Below are 19,398 nucleotides of genomic sequence, written 5' to 3' on the forward strand. Positions count from 1 at the left end.
CTTCATTGCATCATTCGTTGCATATGAGAACAGTGTGCGACGCGGCGCAGCGCGTACAAGTCGTGCACTGGTTCACGCCTGCGCCGGCGCCTCGCGCGCAGCGGATGGAATCGCCATACCGCCTTCGGCCGCGCTCCACTGCACGATCCATTCGGGCAACGCGGGCGAAGCCTGCGTGACGCCCGCGAGTTGCAGCAGATCGTTCGTCGGCACGGTGCCGCCGCCGCGCTTGAGAAACCGCGCACGCACCACGCCCAACGCGACCTGCGCGCCATCGCGGATAAAAGCCTGCTCGATGAACACGTGCTTGTCGTCCCAGCCGATCACGCGCGTCGCCACCTCGTAGCGGTCCCATAGCTCCAGCGATCGGTGAAAGCGCATCGTCTCCAGCGTGACGACGGGATACCACCCTTGCCTCCTCAGTTGTGGCCACATGCCCGAGCGCACCATCAGATCGACACGCGCCAGATCGAGAATCGTGAAGTAGCGGCCATTGGTCATGTGGCGCAGCACATCGAGATCGTTCGGCCACACGCGAAACGGCGTCACGCAAGCGTCTAGCACGTGCAAATGGCTGCGCCGTGGACTCAGCAGCAGAGTAAGGAAGAGACGCAACAGCAGGTTCATGGCAAAGCCTGTATCGGCGACGCCGACTATGGATGAGACTGAGGAAGGAGCCTGCATGTTAATCGACGAGTGCGCAGCCGGAAACCGCAGAAGCGGCGTCTGGTGATAGAGCACCTCTTCGCATCGCGCGTGCGTTTTGTGAGCGATGTGTATTTTCGTCCTGGCGTGCGTCGGTAGCGGGAAAGCCGCGCCTCCTGGTTTTCCTCACCATCCTGGATCGGCTCACCATCCTGGATCGGCTCACCTTATCGTCCGCCGCCGATTTTTGAAGCGCTTCATTTCCGCGCGCGCCGCAGGCATAGTGAGAGGTTTCCAGCTACGACACCGCCATCCGACACAATGAGCGAGACCTCTCCGGCTGCCGCGCCCGTCGTTCGCGACGCGACGGACGCCGACTTTCCCATCATCCAGTCCATCTACGCGCATCACGTGCTGACGGGCGTCGCGTCGTTCGAAGAAGCGCCGCCGTCCGTCGACGAGATGCAAAAGCGCCACGCTGCCGTGCTCTCTCACGGTCTGCCATATATCGTCGCGGTGCTCGACGGCAAGATCGCCGGTTATGCGTATGCAACGCTGTACCGGCCGCGCATCGCCTATCGCTACACGATCGAAGACTCGATCTACGTCGACGACGGCTGCCGCGGACGCGGCGTCGGACGTGCACTGCTCGCCGCGCTGATCGAGCGATGCGAGCAAGGGCCGTGGCGTCAGATGATCGCCGTCATTGCCGACGGCGGACGCGGCGGCTCGTTGTCGCTGCATCGGGACGCGGGATTCGAACTCGTCGGCACGTTGAAGGCCGTCGGCTTCAAGCACGGACGCTGGCTCGATTCGACGATGATGCAGCGCGCGCTCGGACAAGGCAGCGATGCACTGCCAGCGAACGCCGAGACTGCGGAGTAAGCCCCACGCCCACGCGAATCGACGGGCGCGTCGCCAGGCGCGAAGCGCAGCTTCAGGCGAGCGGCAACGTGCGCGTGAACATCGTCGGATAGTCGATCACAAGGCCGTCTTCGTCGACCTTCAGCTCGGCCGCAAAGCCCGTATCGATGCCCTCATAGCGATACTCGCTGCCCGGCTCGACGCACGTGTATGCCTGTTCGACGCGCGAGATCTGCAGATCGGGCGTCGAGATGAAGGCGACGGGGATCGTCTCGCGTGCGCCCTTCGCGAGTTGCAGGCGGCGAATGGGGAGCGTGTTCGTATAAGGCGTCGCGGCGATGTCGATATCGATGCAGCCCGCCAGCGACGCCAGCACGAGACCGTGACCGTCGTGCCAGTTGCCTTCGCCGTCGCCGTGCAGATCGAGTTCCGGGCCGCCGATTACTTTCAGCCACGCATGCACGGTGCGCCACTGCAGATCGCATTTGACGCGGTAAGCAAGGCCATACGGATGGCCATTGCGCTCGCCGATCAGCACGCTCTCGGCATAGAAGCCGTCGGCGCGCGCGTCGAACGCGAGATGCTCGACGCCATCGCCCTCTTCCGGGGTCCATCGCACTTCACGCATGAATCCGTCTCCTTCGATCGATCGCTATCGGTGACATCGTAGCGCGAACACACCGCGATGAACGCAGCGTTTTCCGTTCGGACCGCGTCGGACGCGAACTGGACCGACGTCATGCGCTGCAAAACACGCGCCGCAAATAGCCGTTATCAACGCACGCGCATGCCGTTCGGCGTCCGCCTCGCTATGCTCGCGATTCATCTGCTTCGAATCTCGCTGGCCGCGTGAGTTCCGCCTCATGCGGCTTCGTCACGTCCGCTTCTAATCGATATCGCCATGCACGCCGAGCACCATCAAGAGCCGTTCACTGCGCTGCGCACGCTGCTGCGCAGCTTCGGCCAGATCGTCCTGCAACGCGATGCGCGGACGGGCGCATGCGTGCTCGCCGCATGGCTCGTGTGCGATCCGCGCCTCGCGTGCGCCGCGTCGACGGGCGCGATCGCCGCGAACGTCGGCGCGGTGCTGCGCGGCTACGATCCGGGCGAGACGCGCGATGGGCTGCACGGTTTCAACGGCGCGCTGGCGGCGCTTGCCGCGTTTACGTTCGTCGCCGATGACGCCACCGCGATGGCCATCGCGATTCTCGCCGCGACGGCCGCTGCGTGGTTCCTCGGACCGTGGGCGCGTCTGCTGCGCTCGCGCGGCCTCGGATACTACTCGAGCCCTTGCCTGCTCGTCACGTGGACCTGGCTGCCGATCGTACATGGAGCGTTCGCGGCTTCCAGCGTCGGTGCAGGCGTCGGCTTAAGCGTCGGCGGGAACGCGAGCGACGCCGTTGCGTGGATGCCGTTCGCCCGCGCGTTGCTTGCGGGCATCGCGCAGACATCGTTTGCGTCGACCGCGTGGGCCGGTCTGCTGATTCTCGCGGGCATCGCGATGTCGTCGATGCGATGCGCCGCATTCGCGCTGGCGGGCGCAGCGCTCGCGACGGCGGCGCACTCGCTCATCGGCGTCGATACACTCTCGCTCGACGCGGGCCTGTGGGGATTCAACGGCGCGCTCACCGCGTTGGCATTGGCCGATTGCGGCGCATTGGCCGCGCTCGTTGGCGTGTGCGTGTCGATATCACTGCAACAGGCTGCTGCGTTTTCCGGCGTGCCCGTGCTGACCGCACCCTTTGTCGTGGCCACGTGGACGGTGAGCCATTTCATGCGCGATACTCGCGACACGCACATTTCGCTCAACACAAGCTCCTTCGACTCCGCAGCAAAACGCAGCGCGGACATCGGGGACTCTGAAGAGCCGCGCCGCTTTGCCCGAACGCTGAAGCGGCGAGCATCAGCAACGCTGTTGTATGAGAACGGGAGACATCATGTCATTTGCACACACGCCCGCAGGCCGCATCGCGCAGTCAACGCCGATGTCGGAAGCAGAGCGGCGCACCCGCGTTGATCTCGCGGCCGCCTACCGGCTCTCGGCACTCAACGGCTGGGACGATCTCGTCTATACGCACATCTCCGCGAGCGTGCCCGACGAGCCTGGCCATTTCCTCATCAATCCGTTCGGCCTGTCGTTCGATGAAGTCTGCGCGTCGAATCTGGTGAAGATCGATATCGGCGGCAATATCGTCGGCGAGAGCGAGCATCCCGTGAACGCGACGGGCTTCGCGTTGCACGCCGCCGTGCACGCGGCGCGCGCCGACGCGTTCTGCGTCATGCATCTGCACAACACGGCGGGCGTTGCCGTGTCGCTGCAAAAGGACGGCCTCTTGCCCGGCTCGCAGCACGCGCTGCGCTTTCACGGCTATCTCGCGTATCACGACTACGAGGGCCTCGCGTTCACGCCCGCAGAAGGCGAGCGGCTCGTCGCCGATCTCGGCGACAAGCCCGTGATGCTTCTACGCAATCACGGCACGCTGACGCTGGGCCGCACCGTCGCGGAAGCCTATGTGCTGATGGCGACGCTGATCAAGGCCTGCGAGATCCAGTTGCAGGCGCAGGCGGGCGGCGGGCCGCTTGTGCTGCCATCGGAAGCCGTCGCCGAGCGCACGGCCGAACAGCTTTACGACGATGGCGCGATCGAAGGCGCAATCGAATGGCCCGCGCTGCTGCGCAAGCTCGATCGACTCGATCCGTCGTTCAGAAACTGACGTCGACACGCTTCGTTTCAACTCACTTCAAGGAACACTAGACATGCCTACATTTCATATCGAGCTTTTCGAAGGCCGCACGGTCGAGCAGAAGCGTCAATTCGTCGAAGCGATCACAAAGGCGACGTGCGAATCGCTGAACGTCGAGCCGGGTTCCGTCGACATCATTCTCATCGATGTCAAACGGGAGAACTGGGCGACGGGTGGCCGTCTGTGGTCCGATCCTGCCTGACGAACTACTGCTGAACGCCTCGCACGAAATCCTCATCTGCGACAACGGGCCGCAAGTGCTTCCGCGCTTGCGGCCTTTCTGTTTTCGACGCCGCCGCGCAAACCGCCATGAACCGTCGCGCAACCGTCACGCAAACGATGCTGCGACGCGGTTGATTGACGCACTTTCCCCTTGAGCGCGCGCAACAGGCGCGCCGAACGGCGCAGCAAAAACCTGATCGCGATCAAAGATTTATCTCGCCAGAACGCTCACACGGAAGCGCCGTTCCGCGCCATATCGACGCAGCCCGCGCCGCAGCAAAACCGTCCGCAATCGCTTACGCTCGCCTCACCTGCACGACGCAGTGCGCCCGGCATCCGCCGAGCGCGCCGTGTCTTTCTTTCGGATTCGGACACATGAACACCGCAATCTCCGCCTTCGACCTCGCGCGCATGCAGTTCGCGTTCACGGTCTCGTTTCACATCGTCTTTCCCGCGCTCAGCATCGGTCTCGCGAGCTTCATCGCCGTTCTCGAATGGCGCTGGCTGCAAACGGGCAAGGCCTACTACAAAGACCTTTGTCTGTTCTGGTCGAAGATCTTCGCGGTGGCCTTCGGCATGGGCGTCGTGTCGGGCGTCGTCATGAGCTACGAGTTCGGCACCAACTGGTCGGGCTTCTCCGCGTTCGCCGGTCCCGTGACAGGCCCGCTGCTGATGTACGAAGTGATGACCGCGTTCTTCCTCGAAGCGGGCTTCCTCGGCATCATGCTGTTCGGCTGGCAGCGCGTGAGCCCGCGCGCGCACTTCGGCGCGACGCTGATGGTCGCCGTCGGCACGCTGATCTCGACGTTCTGGATTCTCGCGTCGAATAGCTGGATGCAGACGCCGCAAGGCTTCGATATCGTCGACAACCGCGTCGTGCCCGTCGACTGGTTCAAGATCATCTTCAATCCGTCGTTCCCGTACCGTCTCGCGCACATGGCGATGGCCGCGTTCATCGTGACGGCGCTCGTCGTCGCGGCCGTCGGCGCGTGGCATCTGCTGAAGGGTCGGCGCGACCATGCGGTGAAGAAGATGTTCTCGATGGCGCTGTGGATGCTGCTCGTCCTCGCGCCCATCCAGGCGTTCGTCGGCGACGCGCACGGACTGAACACGCGCGAATATCAGCCCGCGAAGATCGCGGCGATCGAAGGGCTGTGGGACACCGAGAAAGGCGGCACCGCGCTGAACCTGTTCGGCATCCCCGACATGCAGGCTGAGACGACGAAGTACGCCGTGTCGATTCCGCACCTCGGCAGCCTGATCCTCACGCATAGCTGGGACGGCGAAATTCGCGGACTGAAGAGCTTCCCGAAAGAAGATCGCCCGGACTCGACGATCGTGTTCTGGAGCTTCCGCGTGATGGCGGGTCTCGGCATCGCGATGATCGGCTTCGCGGCGGCGGCATGGGTGCTGCGCCGGCGCGGCAAGCTGTATGACGCGAAGTGGTTCCACCGCATCGCGATCGCGATGGGCCCGACGGGCTTCATCTCGCTGCTCGCGGGCTGGATCACGACGGAAGTGGGCCGCCAGCCGTGGGTCGTGTATGGCGTGAAGCGCACCGTCGAAGCGGTGTCGCCGCTCTCCGCGCAACAGGTCGGCATTTCGCTGATGGCGTTCGTCGTCATCTACTTCCTCGTGTTCGGCACGGGCATCTACTACATGTTCAAGCTGATGCGCACGGGTCCCGCGCTGCCGGGCCATACGCCGGACGGCGTACCCGCCTCTTCGTCCGATCTGCGGGTACGCACCGCGCGCCGCCCGCTCTCCCGTCCCATGCAAAGCCCGTCGACCAGATGATCGACGCGTGACCACCCTTCGATACCAGCGAGAGAAAAAATGGATGTAACCGTAGTCTGGGCCGCGATCATCGCACTCGGCCTCTTTATGTATGTCGTGCTCGATGGCTTCGATCTGGGCATCGGCATCGTGTTTCCGTTCTTTCCCGACGAAAAGGAACGCGACCTGATGATGAACACCGTCGCGCCCGTGTGGGACGGCAACGAGACGTGGCTCGTGCTCGGCGGCGCGGGTCTCTTCGCGGTGTTTCCCGTCGTCTATTCGACGGTGCTCTCCGCGCTCTACCTGCCCCTCGTCGGCATGCTCGCGTGCCTGATCTTTCGCGGCGTGTCGTTCGAGATCCGCGCGAAGGCGAATCGCACGAAGCATCTGTGGGACCTGGCGTTCATCGGCGGCTCGGCGGGCGCGGCGTTCTTCCAGGGCATCGCGCTGGGCGCGTTCCTGCAAGGCATTCCCGTCGTCGACGGCAGCTTCGCCGGCAACGCGTTCGGCTGGCTCACGCCGTTCTCGCTGCTGACGGGCCTCGGCCTCGTCGTCACCTATGCGCTGCTCGGCTGCTGCTGGCTCGTCGCGAAGACGGAAGGCGATCTGCAACGCCGGCTGCATCGCGTCGTGTGGCCGCTGACGATCGTGCTGCTCGGCTTCATCGTCGTCGTGAGCCTGTGGACACCGCTGCAGGAACCGACGATCGCGCAGCGCTGGTTCGACGACGGCCTCTTCTGGCGCCTCGCGCCCGTGCCCTTGCTCGTCGCGATCTGCGTGTATTTCATGCGCCGCGCGGTGCGCGGCCGGCACGACAACACGCCGTTCATGCTGGCGCTCGGCCTCGTGCTGCTCGGCTATGTCGGCCTGCTCGTGAGCCTGTGGCCGTACGCGATTCCGTCGAGCGTCACGCTCTGGGAAGCGGCCGCCCCGCGTTCGAGCCAGGTGTTCACGCTCGTCGGCGCGGCCGTCATCATCCCGATCATCATCGCTTACACGACTTTGGGTTACTGGGTCTTCCGCGGCAAGGTGCGCCATGGCGACGCCCACTATCACTAAGCCCGCCCGCGCCCGCTCGCGCCTGCCGGGCTGGCTCTGGTTCATCGCGCTGTGGTGCGGCGGCGTGGGCAGCGCGGTGATCGTCGGCTATGCGTTCAAGGCGCTGATGAACGCGACGCTCTTCGCGATCACCTGAACGGCTGGCGCGAAACGCGAAGCTCTTCACGATCACCTGAACGGCTGGAGCAAAGGATTGCGAGGCATGCGTGGCAGTCCGCGCAGTCAAACATGCCGCGCAGGCTTCGTGTACGAAGCCTCGCCTTCCGCGCCAGGGAACACCCGCACGCCACGGCCGCGCATAGCTCGCTGCCGCCGGCTACACCCGACCGAGCCGCCGCTTCGCCTTCAAAATCCTTCCGCCCGGCTCGTCTACGTAGCAGGCCGCGACATGGACGTACGTCCGGCCACCGATGCAGTGCCGTACAAACCAGCGAAAACCACGCGCGCCAACCGCGTCGACCGGACCGGACTCTCCGGCACGGCCGCAGCGGCAGCGCGAGCGAGACCAGACCGATAGGCGCCGGCGCCGCTGCATTCCGAATGGCCCGCGCAAACAATGACCGGCGGACGCACGCGCATGGGCCGCAAGGCCCGCGCAAGCGATCTGCGGCGAGCATGACCACGCCGACGATCAGGCATATGATCGCGGCGTAGCAAGCAAAAAAGTTGTTGCTGCATGGACGGCCCGTCGCTGACGCGCCGCAGGGAATGCAGCGGGTTGCGGCACGCAGCGTGCGGTTCGTGCGCGCGCGGCGCGGCCTTGCGGACGGATGGCGCACTTCGTGGAGCGCGCCCTCCGCTCCCGTCCCGACCGACAACGCAGGTACAACATCGGCAGGGCCGAAAGCGGAGACATGATGAAGTTTCTCGTAGCCGACGATCATGAACTGATCCGCCAGGGCGTCAAAGGTCTGTTGCGCGGACTCGATCCCGACGCCGTGTTCGACGAAGCCGATACGTGGGAAACGCTGGCCGCCATCGCCAGGCCCGACGCCGACCACGACCTCGCGATCGTCGATCTGCATATGCCAGGCATGACGGGAGCCTCCTCGCTGCAAAACCTGCTGACGGCCAACCCCGCGCTGCCCGTCGTCGTGCTGTCCGCGGAAGAGTCGCCCGACGAGATGCGCGCCGTGCTCGCGGCGGGCGCGCTCGGCTTCGTGCCGAAACGCCAGCCCGCGAGCGTGATGCTCAAGGCGATCGAACTGGTGCTTTCCGGCGGCGCCTACGTGCCGATGGAAGCCCTGAGCCTGCTCGGCAACCGCGAAGCCGCGACGGCAACGATGGAGCCGACGTCGACGGCAAGCGCAGCGACGGCCACCGCGCAAGCGACAGCGCCCGCGCCGCCGGAAGCTGCGCCCATCGTCCGCGTCGAAGCGTTGCAGCCGCATCAGCAGCATCTGCTGGAAAACCTGTCGCCGCGTCAGCAGGAAATCATGCGCCTCGTGCATCGCGGCTGGACCAACAAGATGATCGCGCGCGATCTCGGCGTCGCCGAGGGGACGATCAAGGTCCATCTGTCTGTGATCTTTCGCGCGCTCGGCGTGCACAATCGCGCGACCGCGATTGCCGTAATTAACGGCTGGCTCGAAGCGGGAAAGTCGCTTTAGCGGAAGCCGCGTCGGCGTTGGAATTCGGCGTTGGAATTCGGCGTTGGAATTCGGCGTTGGAATTCGGCGTTGGAATTCGGCGCAGAAGATGCGGAGGACGGCGGCATCGGATGCTGACCGGTGCATATCGGATGCCGCCTTTCGGAAGGACGCGGCCCCCTGGAGCCGCAAAGGCGCATTGCTGGTTACAGCAGTTCGGTCGCGAGCGTGACGCCGAGCGCGACGCCGCCGATCAGGCCGATCGCCCGGCCGAGCAGCAGCGCGTTGAGGTCTTCGTCGAGCACGAACAGGTTGCGGCGCTCGCGCAGCACAGTGCGATGCAAAAGCGGCACGGGGAAAAGCAGCGCACACGACAGCGCGACGGGCAAGCCGAGCCGCATCGCCATATGCGCGTGCCGGCTGGACGGAATGCCGAGATACAGCATGCCGATGACGATAGCGCTCGTCACGACCGCGCCGAGCAGAACGCCGGCGACGAGCCGGTCGGAAGGATGTCCGTTCACTTCGATACCTCGTTGATTCAATAGCCGCGCCAGCGCAAATCCGCTGGGCGCCGACCGTTGGCGGGAGAATTCGCTGCGGACAGCGGATGAAGCGATCGGCGCGATGCCTGCCGATCGCCACGCGACGCCGGTGGCTCGAAGGCCGCCGTTATCGCGAATCGGCGTATTTCAGCAGCCAGGCTTGGGGCCGGTCGATCAGACACTTCTCAAAAAAGGCCGGCGGGCGGGCGCGGGAACACAACGCGGCGTTCGAAAAGCGAATGAGCCGTTTGGATGGAGCGAAGAAGAACAGAACGGACAGCAGCATGCCGCCGATCGCCGCGAACACGGCCTCAGAGAAATTAGCTGGTCTGGTCTGGAACAAACTGCCGCGAACAATGATCGCCGAGCCAGTCGGAACGCCGCGATCTCAGCTACGCGACGTCACCGGCTGCGTAGCCGCGCCTTCCACGCTCGTGGCGGCGTCGGCGTCGGCATCGGCGCCCGGCTGCTGCCACAGCAGTTCCAGCGTGCGGCGCAGGCGCGCTGGCGTTACGGGCTTGTGCAGCACGGGAATCCCCTGCAGCGCGAGCGCCTCCAGTTCCACCGACGCCATATCGCCCGTAATCAGCAGCGTCACGACGCGCTCGCGGCCGCGCCGCCGCAACGCGTCGCGCACGGCGCCGAGCGCCTGCGCGCCCGTCCGGTGGTTCGCGAGCTGGTAATCGCAGAGCACGGCGTCGGGCATGAAGCCTTCGTCGATGGCGAGAAGCGCCTGACGCTCGTCCGGCACGCCGCGCACCACGCAGCCCCAGCGCCCGAGCAGATTCTGGATGCCTTCGAGAATCGCCGGCTCGTCGTCGATGCACAGCACGTGACGACCGAGCGCCGCCGCGCCGCCCGCGCCCGAGTCGTTGAGACCGGCAACGATCCGCGCCGGATCGCCCGCGCGCACCGGGAAGCGGAACACCGTGCCGCGCCCCGGCGCCGAGCGCAGTTGCAGCTTGCCGCCGAGCATCTCGACGAGCCGCTTAACAGTCGGCAGCCCGAGGCCGTGCCCTTGCCGCGCGTCGCGGTGCGGATTGGCGACCTGATAGAACTCCTCGAAGATGCGCTCCTGCTCGGCCTTCGGAATGCCGATGCCCGAATCGCGCACTTCGATATAGCCGCCGTCGAGCCGACCCGCGCGCCGGTAGCCCATCCAGATCGCACCGCCCTCCGTGTAGCGCACCGCGTTCGACAGCAGGTTGCTCAGGATGCGCTCGAGCAGCACCGGGTCGTCGTGGATCACGGCGTCCGTCGGGGCGATGCGCAGCGCGAGGCCCTTCGCGGCCGCCTGCGGCCAGTACTGGCTGCCGACGCGGTCGAACAGTTCCGAGAGCCGGAAATGCAGCTTGATCACCTGCGTGACGCCGCTTTCGAGCCGCGCCAGATCGAGCACCTGGTTGAACAGCTGGTTGAGCGCCTCGACGTTGTTGGCGATGTTGCTGGCCGTCTTCGCATGCTGGACGGACGTCGCCGCCGGATCGTTCAGCGATGCCGCGAGCAGCCCGATCGCGTGCAGCGGCTGCCGCAGGTCGTGGCTCGCGGCCGCGAAGAAGCGCGTCTTCGCGAGACTCGCCTCTTCGGCGACGAGCTTTTGCGCGGCGAGCGATTCGGCGAGCGCCTGCTGATCGACGCGCGCCTGCACGACGCGCTGGAACAGCTTGCGGTAGCTGAGCGCGTAGACGTTGATCGCGCAGAAGAAGAACGCGAGGACGATCGCGAGAATCGTGCGGTCGAACGTGTGCGTGCCGAAGTGCAACACGATCGCGGGCAGCAGCAGGAAAGGAATGGCCGTCGCGAAGTTGGCGACGTCGAAGCCGTTTGACATGAACACGCCCGCCGCCAGCGTGACGAGCATCACCGTGTGCAGGATGGGCAGATCCGTGTGCGGGCTCTGGAACGCGAACCAGATCGCGAGCCCCGGCGCGCTATAGAGCAGCGCGCCCCGCGCCGCGTGCAGGTTGATCCACGTGCGCGGCGAGGCCGCGTCGGGCCAGCGACGATTGCACATCCACAGCGCGAGGCTCGCGCAGTTGGCAAAGCCGTAGAAGATGAAGCACGCGGCAAAAAGATGCGGATGCGGGATGTCATTCCAGTAGATCGCCACCAGCACCGCGATCGAAAACCAGTGCGTGAAGAAGGCAATCGGGTCCTGCGCGTACAGCACGCGCACGAGATCTTCGTCGATCGCACGCTGGATTGGATCGGCCCGCATCGTGCGGTCTCCTGTCCCATGGTTGCTTTCGAGTCCGGCCAGGCCGGCCCCGCTGTTCGATGGTGTTTCTGTTTTTCATTGCAGCGCCGCCGCTTGTTTCGAGTCTGGAATAAAACCCGGGCGACGCTCGTCTTACACCGGCACCGGTACGGCAGTCTTAAGACAGTTTACCCGTCTTGCCGGCGGTTTACCCTTCAGCTATGACTTAATCCATATAGGCGGAGCCGCGTGCAAAAAGCATACTGGTTTCAACGATTCAACAATCAAGCGCGGCCAACAGCCTCTGAAGGTTCAGCTTCACGACCTGTATTACGCCTGTTTGTCGAGGCTCCATCGGCGGGACCACCCGCCCCTACCGCGCACCTTGCCACTTCCGATGGAGGCCTTCATGGGCGCAGTTCCGAGCCAGGTTTTCGCACGCACTCTCGACGACGCCGTACTTCCCGACCTTTGGCGCCGCCGCACGCAGCTGACCGATAACGAAATGATGTCGATGTACGACCTCGTGAAGCGTGCGCTGCGCACCTATCATCCGCTCGAATTGCACGCGCTCGGCGAGGACAAGGAAGAGCTCGTGCACCAGTTCATCTATACGAAGGTGCTGCGCCTCGCGCCTGGCCACGTCGAATCGAAAGCGACGCCCGAAAGCGCGCCGTCCAACAGCTACGCAATCTGCGCTTACTTCCGCCGTTATCTGATCGACTGCCTGCGCAGCGCGAGCCATCAGCGCAACGTGTCGATGGAGCACGAAGGCATGATGCAGGAAATCGATCTGCGCGCGCAGGCGCTCGAAGATCCCGTCGAAAGCGTGCTGATGCAATACGGCCTGAACGAGCGCCGCGTGCGCGAAGCGGCGCGCGAGTTCATCGCGTCGCTCGACTCGCCGGAGCGCATCGTGCTGGCAGGCAGCCTCGGCTGGTGCTCGGAAGCGAAAGGCGGTCTGTCTGCGGTGGCCGCGCAGCATCGTGTGCCCTCCTATCACTATCGCGCTGTGAAGCTCGGCGTCACGATGAAGAAGACGGACGACGCCAGCCAGTTTTCCAACACGAAGATCGGCCAGTGGCTGCGCGACGTCCTTGGCATCGAAATCCACGCCGAAAACCGCGACGCGATCCTCGTCGTGCTGAACCTGCTGGCGACGGAAGCGACAGAAGCCGCCACTGCCCCGGACGACGAAATGATCGAAGTGGCTGCGTGAGGAGTTGGCGTTTCGCGATCGGCGTTCGGTCGGTCGGGCTGTAAGGCGGCTCGATAAGGCGATGCCTGGATGCCCGGATGCCCCGTGCCTGGATGCCCGGATGCCCGTGCCTAGGCACGTTGATGCCTTGATGCCGCGCCGGGTTCGCGGCCGGGTTTCCTCGCGCGCACCGTTCCCGCGCGTTCCAACGCACCTTCCCGGGCGCGTTCCAACGCACATTCCCGCGCACCGCTCCCGCAACCGTTGCCCCGAGGCGCCCTTTCGCGCCGAACGCATCGCGCCCCCGAAAGCGCCTGAAAGCGCCTGAAAGCGCATGAAAAACACACCTGGTTTTGAATTGCACACCCGACCGCGCGTTTTCCCCTTGCATTTCGATGCGCGCCGTCCAGGATAAATAAGCTACGAGCCCGAGCCGTCTTCCTCGGGGTTCCCCCGCCCTGCTGCACACTCTAAAAAGAGGTGGTCGCATGAACCGCTTGTCCAGCGCCCTTGCGGCGATGAAGGATCATTACGAGGTGGTGGTCGTGGGTTCGGGCTATGGCGGCGCGATCGCTGCGAGCCGCATGGCGCGCGCGAAACGCAGCGTCTGCCTGCTCGAGCGCGGCCGCGAATTCATGGCGGGCGACTTTCCCGCGACGCCATTCCAGGGCGCCGAGCAGATCCAGTACAACACCAGTCTCGCGCAGATCGGCTCGCCGCTCGCGCTGCTCGAAATGCACGTGAACCCGGACGTGAACGTCGTGGTCGGCTGCGGGCTGGGCGGCACGTCGCTGATCAACGCAAACGTCGCGCTCAAGCCCGACGCGCGGCTGTGGGACGATCCGCGCTGGCCCGCCGCCGTGCGCGCCGACCAGGCGAACCTCGACGTCTGTTACGAGCGCGCAACGACGATGCTCGGCGCGACGCCCGTTCCCGACGACTATCCCGACCTGCCGAAGCTCGACGCGCTCGCGCTGTCGGCGAAAAAGCTCGGCATGAGCGAGCGCTTCTACCGGCCGCCCATCACGGTGACGTTCAAGGACGGCAAGAACGCGGCGGGCGTCGACCAGCAGCGCTGCACCGGCTGCGGCGACTGCAACTCGGGCTGCAATCACGGCGCGAAGAACTCGACCCACATGAACTATCTGCCCGACGCCGTCGCGCACGGCGCGCAGATCTTCACGGGTGCGGCCGTGCATTCCGTCGTGCGCGACGAAGCGCGCGGCGTCTGGTGCGTCCGCTATCAGCCCGCCGATTTGAAGCGCGAACTGTACGACGCGCCCGAACTGTTCGTGACGGCCGACGTCGTGATCCTGTCGGCGGGCACGCTCGGCTCAACGGCGATCCTGTTGCGCTCGCAGCAGGCGGGTTTGAGGGTGTCGAAACAGCTTGGCCAGCATTTCACCGGCAACGGCGACGTGCTCGCGTTCGCGTTCAACACCGACAAGGTGATCAACGGCGTCGGCTGGGGCACGCATCCCGCCGGCGACATTCCGCCCGTCGGACCGTGCATCACGGGCATCATCGACCATCGCGACACGGCGAACGTGAAGGACGGCTTCGTGATCGAGGAAGGCTCGATCGCCGCGCCCATCGGCGCCGCGCTGATGGGCGTGCTGGGCGTCGCGGCGCCTCTCGAAGGCGTCGAGATGCCCGATCCCGAAAGCGAGCCGCCTCTCGCCGACGAAGCGCGCATCGCCGAAAGCATTCTGCGCGGCCCGTATCACGGCGCGATGCGCAACACGCAAACCTGGCTCGTGATGGCTCACGACGAAGAAAGCGGGCACATCACAGTGGAAGATGGCCGTCCGCGCGTCAGCTGGCCGAACGCGGGCAAGCAGCCGATCTACGAGACGGTGGAAAAGGCGCTGATCGACGCGACGAGCGCGCTCGGCGGCGCCTACGTGCGCAACCCGATTTCTACCGAGGCGTTCCAGAATCGCATCGTCACCGTGCATCCGCTGGGCGGCTGCGCGATGGCCGACGACGCGGCGTATGGCGTCGTCGATCAGGCGGGCCTCGTGTATTCGGATACGCAAGGCCATGCGGTGCACGAAGGGCTCTACGTGATGGACGGCTCGGTGATGCCGCTATCGCTCGGCGTGAATCCGCTGCTGACGATCTCCGCGCTCGCCGAGCGCAACTGCGCGCAGCTTGCGGCGTCGCGTGGATGGCAGATCGACTATGACGCGCCGGGCGAATCGGCCCCGCCGCCCGCGCCGAAAATCGGCCTGCGCTTCACTGAGACGATGATCGGCACGTACTTCGTCGGCGATACGAAGCCCGCGGGACAAGCCGACGATTCCGCCGAAGGCTCGCACATCAGCTTCACGGTGACGGTCGTATCCGACGATCTCGAAGACATGCTCGCGAATCCGCAGCACGAAGCGCACATGGTCGGCACGCTCACGTGCAACGCGCTGTCGGCGCAGCCGATGACCGTCAGCGACGGCGTCTTCAATCTGTTCGTCGTCGACGAAACGAACGTCGAGCGGCGCAACATGAAATACCGGATGACGCTCGATACCGTCGACGGCAAGCGCTTCTATCTGACGGCCGAGAAGATCATCACGCACACGTCGCTGCTCGAACTGTGGACGCAGACGAATACCGCTTACGCGAAAGTGCGCGAATCGGAGGCCGACGATGCGCCCGTCATCGGTCACGCGACGCTCATCATCACGCCGGAAAATTTCCTCAAGCAGCAGCGCACGATCGAAGTGACGAATGCGCCCGATATCGAAACGCGGCTCGCGTGGACGCTGAAATTCGGCCGCTTTTTCGCGGACGTGCTCTACACGGAATATGGCGGCGTCGCCGCGCCGTTGCAGTACTTCAATCCCGAAGCGGCGCCGCGCCTGCGCCGTGCGCTGCGCGCGCCCGCGCCGCACATCACGTACTTCGACACCGAGGACGGCAAGACGCTGCGACTCGCGCGCTATCACGCCGGCGACAAAGGCCCCGTGCTGCTGATTCACGGCTCGGGCGTATCGAGCCGGATCTTCTCGACGGACCTGATCGGCACGAACCTCGTCGAGTTTCTGTGCGCCGCGCGCTACGACGTGTGGCTCGTCGATCTGCGCGTCAGCATCGAATTGCCGAGCGCGACCGGGCGCACGACCGCCGACGAAATCGCGCGCTACGACATACCCGCTGCCGTCGCGAAGGTGCGCGAGCTGGCGGGCGTCGAAGATATACAAGTGTTCGGCCATTGCCTCGGCGCGCTGGCCTTCACGATGTCGCTGATGTCGGGGCTCAAGGGCGTGCGTTCGGCCGTGCTGTCGCAGGTGTCGGCGCATCCCGTACCGGGACTCTTGCAGCGGATCAAGGCGGGCCTGCATACGCCGCAGATTCTTCTGCATCTGGGCATCAAGGACATGACGGCTTACACGCAGCATGAAAAGTGGCCGCACAACCTGCTCGACGAAGCGCTGAAGTTCTTCCCCATCGAGCACGACGAAACCTGCAACAGCCCCGTGTGCCATCGCGCGACTTTCCTGTATGGCCTGCTGTACGAACACGCGCAACTCGACGAGCAACTGCACGCGAATCTGCAGGAGCTATTCGGCATTCACGATGTCGAGCTGTTCAATCAGCTCGCGGCGATGGTGCGCGCGGGACATCTGGTCGATGCGAACGGTGACGACGTGTACATGCCGAACATCGAAGGGATGAAGCTGCCGATCGCGTTCATTCATGGCTCGGAGAATCTCTGCTATCTGCCGACCAGCACACAGATGACGTTCGACATGCTGGTCGAGCGGTTCGGGCCTGAACACTACGAACGGCACGTGATCGACGGCTATGGGCATATCGACTGCGTGTTCGGCAAACGCGCGGCCCTCGATGTGTTTCCGACCGTCGTCAGGCATCTGGATGCGCATGCCCGTGCCGACGTTGCGTGACGAGTGCCGGGGCATTCGTCACGCGCACGTCGTCGCGCGTCAGAACAGCTTGCCCGGATTCAAAATACCGTTCGGATCGAGCGCGTGCTTGATCGCTCTCATCGCGGCCAGTTCTTCCGCCGAGCGCGAGACGGGCAGGAATTCGCGCTTGAGCAACCCGATGCCGTGCTCCGCCGACACGGAGCCGCGCAACGGCGCGAGCATGTCATACACGAGCGCGTACACATCGTGATGATCGACGCCGGGCACCGAGCGCCCGTCGACGGTGACATGCAGATTCGAATCGCCGATATGGCCGAAGAAATACGATTCGTTGCCCGGCCACGCGCGATCGAGCGCCACGCGGCAACGGTCGACGAACGCACCAATCTCGCCGATCGGCAGGCTCACGTCGAAGTTGATCGGGTCCAGCTTGACGGGAAATTCCGCCGTGCATTCGCGGATCGCCCACAGCGCGCGCGTGTCCGCAATCGACTGCGCGATCACCGCATCGCGGATCGCCGATTCGTCGAGCGCATCCGTCAGCGCGTTCGAAAAACGCGCGCCGTCGTCATCGGCATCGAAGCTCGCGTGCTCGATCAGCGCATACAACGGATGCGGCTCCGCGAATGGCGAGCGCGTGCCCGTTAGCTTCACGCCGAAATCGAAGAAGTCCGGCCACATGATTTCGAACGCGCCGATGTCGTTGCCAAAGCGCGTCGAAAGCCGTCGCAGCAGCGCAACCGCCTGCTCGTAGCCGTTCAATGCAACGAGCGCCGTATGCCGCGACGCGCGTTGCGGCTGCAGCTTAAGCACAGCGCGCGTGATCACGCCGAGCGTGCCCTCCGAGCCGATGAACCAGTGCTTCAGGTCATAGCCCGTATTGTTCTTCACCATCTTGTTCAATGAACTGAGCACTGCGCCGTTCGCCAGCACGACTTCGAGCCCCAGCACCTGGTCGCGCGCCGTGCCCGATTGAATCACGCGATTACCGCCCGCATTGGTCGCGAGATTGCCGCCAATCTGACACGAACCGCGCGCGCCGAGATCGAGCGCCAGTTCGAAGCCCGCTTGCGCCGCTGCTTCCTGTGCGGTCTGCAACGTCGTGCCCGCGCGCAACGTGATCGTCGCGGCCGCGCTGTCGATTTCCTCGACGCCCGCGAGACGATCGAGCGACAACGCGATGTCGCCGGCACGCGGAATCGAGCCGCCCGCGAGGCCCGTCATGCCGCCTTGCGGCACCACGGGCTGACGTGCGTCGTTGCAGATCATCAGCGCGCGCGCAACCTGCTCGGTCGTACGCGGCAACAGCAGCGCGGCGGGCCGCGTCGGCCCATGACGCGTCCAGTCCGTCATCGGGCGCTCGCCGATCGCATCGCCGACGCGCACCGCGTCGTCGCCCAATGCATCACGTAACGCTGCCAAAGTCGCGGCGAATGTCGATTCAGGCGCTGCCGGTTCTTTCACTGTCATGCGGTTCCTTGACCTGTTGTGCCTTGCGTCGCGAGCTTCTTCCGGTAGCCCATCGAGCTGTTGATGCGGCCCAGGATGTAGTCGCCTGCCGCGACGGGCTCGTATTTGCTGTCCGCCGATGCCGTGCCCAGATCGCGCGGATCGACGGTCGACGTATAGGTCGGATCGTAGAACGTCGCGATCGAATAGCGCTCGCGACCCGATGCGTTGATCACGCGATGCAGCGTCGAGCGAAAACGGTCGTTGGTCCAGCGCGCCAGCAGATCGCCGACGTTCACGACGAAGCTGCCTTCGATGGGCGGCGCGTCGATCCACGTTTCGTTTGCGATCTCGCGCACCTGCAATCCGCCGACGCGGTCCTGCCACAACAACGTGATGCAGCCATAGTCGGTATGCGGCGCGACGCCGAACTGGTCTTCATCGGATTGCGGCGGCTGCGGCGGATAGTAGACCATCTGCGTGCGCTGCATCCGCTTCGTATAGCGCGATGCGAAGAAGTGCTCGTCGACACCGAGGCCCACGGCCACCGCGCGCAACAGATCGGCGCCGCATGCGCCCACTTCCTCGTAATACGCGTACAGCACGGGCCGCAATTCCGGCATGAAGTCCGGCCAGTTGTTCGGCCCGCGCAACGCCTGTCCCGCGAGCACATCGGGATCGTCCTCGGGCAACTCCAGACCGATGCTGAAGAACTCCTTGTAGTCGGGACGCTTCGCCTGATACATCGTCGCGTCGCCGAGCGCATTGAAGCCGCGATGCCGGTGATTCACTGCCGCGCGCCGCTTCGTCTCGACGGGAAACGCAAAGAACGTGCGCGCGGTCTGTTCCGCGCGATCGATCACCGCTTGCGGCACGCCATGATTGACGATGTAGAAGAAGCCGATCGTCGTGCACGCGTCGCGTATCTCGCGGCCCGCGCGCATCAGTGCGTCACGGTCGCCGGCGCGCACGCCGGCCAGGTCGACGATCGGAATGCGAGTGACTGGCTGCATCGCAAGGCTCCTTCATCATGAAGATTGAACGGACGATTCGACATGCCGCTCGCAGCCACACGAATCGGCACGCGGATCGGCACACGAAATCGCACACGAAATGGCTCGCGGATCAGCCCTCGAATCAGCGAGCGATTTCACGTTGTATATACCGCCAAAAGCGCAATCGCAAGTCGCGTTGCACGCGCCGTCATTCATCTGCAGAAG

Annotated in this window: 18 protein-coding genes; 11 read left to right on the top strand and 7 right to left on the bottom strand. The window is 64.8% G+C overall.

Annotated features, from left to right (window positions below; translation table 11 throughout):
• Positions 1 to 72 precede the first annotated feature (72 nt).
• On the bottom strand, positions 73 to 627 hold the full coding sequence (locus tag BMW76_RS32735) for a thioesterase family protein (protein ID WP_090872806.1): 555 nt from the start codon (positions 625 to 627) through the stop codon (positions 73 to 75).
• A gap of 339 nt (positions 628 to 966) precedes the next feature.
• On the opposite strand from BMW76_RS32735, the gene BMW76_RS32740 reads away from it, so the two are divergent.
• Positions 967 to 1,530, top strand: coding sequence for a GNAT family N-acetyltransferase (locus BMW76_RS32740; RefSeq protein WP_090872808.1), 564 nt, complete (start codon positions 967 to 969; stop codon positions 1,528 to 1,530).
• Between the two features lie 52 nt (positions 1,531 to 1,582).
• On the opposite strand, the gene BMW76_RS32745 is transcribed toward BMW76_RS32740, so the two are convergent.
• A complete protein-coding gene (locus BMW76_RS32745; RefSeq protein WP_090872810.1) occupies positions 1,583 to 2,137 on the bottom strand; it encodes a putative glycolipid-binding domain-containing protein in 555 nt (184 codons plus the stop codon).
• A gap of 273 nt (positions 2,138 to 2,410) precedes the next feature.
• On the opposite strand from BMW76_RS32745, the gene BMW76_RS32750 reads away from it, so the two are divergent.
• From BMW76_RS32750 to BMW76_RS32780, 8 genes are all read left to right on the top strand, one after another.
• Positions 2,411 to 3,526: an urea transporter gene (locus BMW76_RS32750; protein WP_090872812.1), complete on the top strand. Its 1,116-nt coding sequence runs from the start codon at positions 2,411 to 2,413 to the stop codon at positions 3,524 to 3,526.
• On the top strand, positions 3,447 to 4,223 hold the full coding sequence (locus BMW76_RS32755; protein ID WP_090872814.1) for a class II aldolase/adducin family protein: 777 nt from the start codon (positions 3,447 to 3,449) through the stop codon (positions 4,221 to 4,223). Before BMW76_RS32750 ends, BMW76_RS32755 begins: the two co-directional genes overlap by 80 nt.
• The gene (locus BMW76_RS42530; protein WP_090872816.1) at positions 4,144 to 4,455 is read left to right on the top strand and encodes a 4-oxalocrotonate tautomerase; all 312 of its coding nucleotides are present in this window, start codon (positions 4,144 to 4,146) and stop codon (positions 4,453 to 4,455) included. Before BMW76_RS32755 ends, BMW76_RS42530 begins: the two co-directional genes overlap by 80 nt.
• Before the next feature lie 171 nt (positions 4,456 to 4,626).
• Positions 4,627 to 4,854, top strand: coding sequence for a hypothetical protein (locus BMW76_RS32765; RefSeq protein ID WP_090872818.1), 228 nt, complete (start codon positions 4,627 to 4,629; stop codon positions 4,852 to 4,854).
• Positions 4,851 to 6,272: a cytochrome ubiquinol oxidase subunit I gene (locus tag BMW76_RS32770; protein ID WP_090872820.1), complete on the top strand. Its 1,422-nt coding sequence runs from the start codon at positions 4,851 to 4,853 to the stop codon at positions 6,270 to 6,272. The genes BMW76_RS32765 and BMW76_RS32770 overlap by 4 nt, the downstream gene beginning before the upstream one ends.
• Positions 6,273 to 6,311: 39 nt before the next feature.
• Positions 6,312 to 7,313, top strand: coding sequence for a cytochrome d ubiquinol oxidase subunit II (cydB, locus tag BMW76_RS32775; protein WP_090872822.1), 1,002 nt, complete (start codon positions 6,312 to 6,314; stop codon positions 7,311 to 7,313).
• Positions 7,291 to 7,449, top strand: a complete 159-nt coding sequence (locus BMW76_RS41410; protein WP_177200561.1) for a hypothetical protein — start codon at positions 7,291 to 7,293, stop codon at positions 7,447 to 7,449. Before cydB ends, BMW76_RS41410 begins: the two co-directional genes overlap by 23 nt.
• Before the next feature lie 721 nt (positions 7,450 to 8,170).
• Positions 8,171 to 8,923, top strand: coding sequence for a response regulator transcription factor (locus BMW76_RS32780; protein ID WP_090872909.1), 753 nt, complete (start codon positions 8,171 to 8,173; stop codon positions 8,921 to 8,923).
• Positions 8,924 to 9,108: 185 nt separating this feature from the next.
• Here the strand turns inward: BMW76_RS32780 and BMW76_RS32785 are convergent, their stop codons facing one another.
• The 3 genes from BMW76_RS32785 to BMW76_RS32795 all read right to left on the bottom strand — a co-directional run bounded on the left by BMW76_RS32785 (position 9,109) and on the right by BMW76_RS32795 (position 11,665).
• On the bottom strand, positions 9,109 to 9,447 hold the full coding sequence (locus BMW76_RS32785; RefSeq protein ID WP_245763475.1) for a hypothetical protein: 339 nt from the start codon (positions 9,445 to 9,447) through the stop codon (positions 9,109 to 9,111).
• Positions 9,448 to 9,574: 127 nt separating this feature from the next.
• Entirely contained in the window at positions 9,575 to 9,790 is a 216-nt protein-coding gene (locus BMW76_RS32790) for a hypothetical protein (protein WP_143062380.1), read from the bottom strand.
• Positions 9,791 to 9,835: 45 nt separating this feature from the next.
• Positions 9,836 to 11,665, bottom strand: a complete 1,830-nt coding sequence (locus tag BMW76_RS32795; protein WP_090872828.1) for an ATP-binding response regulator — start codon at positions 11,663 to 11,665, stop codon at positions 9,836 to 9,838.
• Between the two features lie 388 nt (positions 11,666 to 12,053).
• Here BMW76_RS32795 and BMW76_RS32800 point away from each other — a divergent pair, with 388 nt between their 5' ends.
• Together BMW76_RS32800 and BMW76_RS32805 are read left to right on the top strand one after the other, a co-directional pair.
• A complete protein-coding gene (locus BMW76_RS32800) occupies positions 12,054 to 12,863 on the top strand; it encodes a hypothetical protein (protein WP_090872830.1) in 810 nt (269 codons plus the stop codon).
• 467 nt (positions 12,864 to 13,330) lie between these two features.
• Positions 13,331 to 16,747 carry an alpha/beta fold hydrolase gene (locus tag BMW76_RS32805; RefSeq protein ID WP_090872832.1) on the top strand — a complete coding sequence of 1,139 codons (3,417 nt, stop codon included), beginning with the start codon at positions 13,331 to 13,333 and terminating at the stop codon, positions 16,745 to 16,747.
• 39 nt (positions 16,748 to 16,786) lie between these two features.
• Here the strand turns inward: BMW76_RS32805 and BMW76_RS32810 are convergent, their stop codons facing one another.
• Together BMW76_RS32810 and BMW76_RS32815 are read right to left on the bottom strand one after the other, a co-directional pair.
• Positions 16,787 to 18,199, bottom strand: coding sequence for an FAD-binding oxidoreductase (locus BMW76_RS32810; protein ID WP_090872835.1), 1,413 nt, complete (start codon positions 18,197 to 18,199; stop codon positions 16,787 to 16,789).
• Positions 18,196 to 19,191 (bottom strand): isopenicillin N synthase family dioxygenase, encoded by a 996-nt coding sequence (locus BMW76_RS32815; RefSeq protein ID WP_090872837.1) that lies wholly within the window; start codon positions 19,189 to 19,191, stop codon positions 18,196 to 18,198. Before BMW76_RS32815 ends, BMW76_RS32810 begins: the two co-directional genes overlap by 4 nt.
• Positions 19,192 to 19,398 lie beyond the last annotated feature (207 nt).

The sequence above is a fragment of the Paraburkholderia diazotrophica genome, from assembly GCF_900108945.1.
GTDB classification, from domain to species: Bacteria; Pseudomonadota; Gammaproteobacteria; order Burkholderiales; family Burkholderiaceae; genus Paraburkholderia; species Paraburkholderia diazotrophica.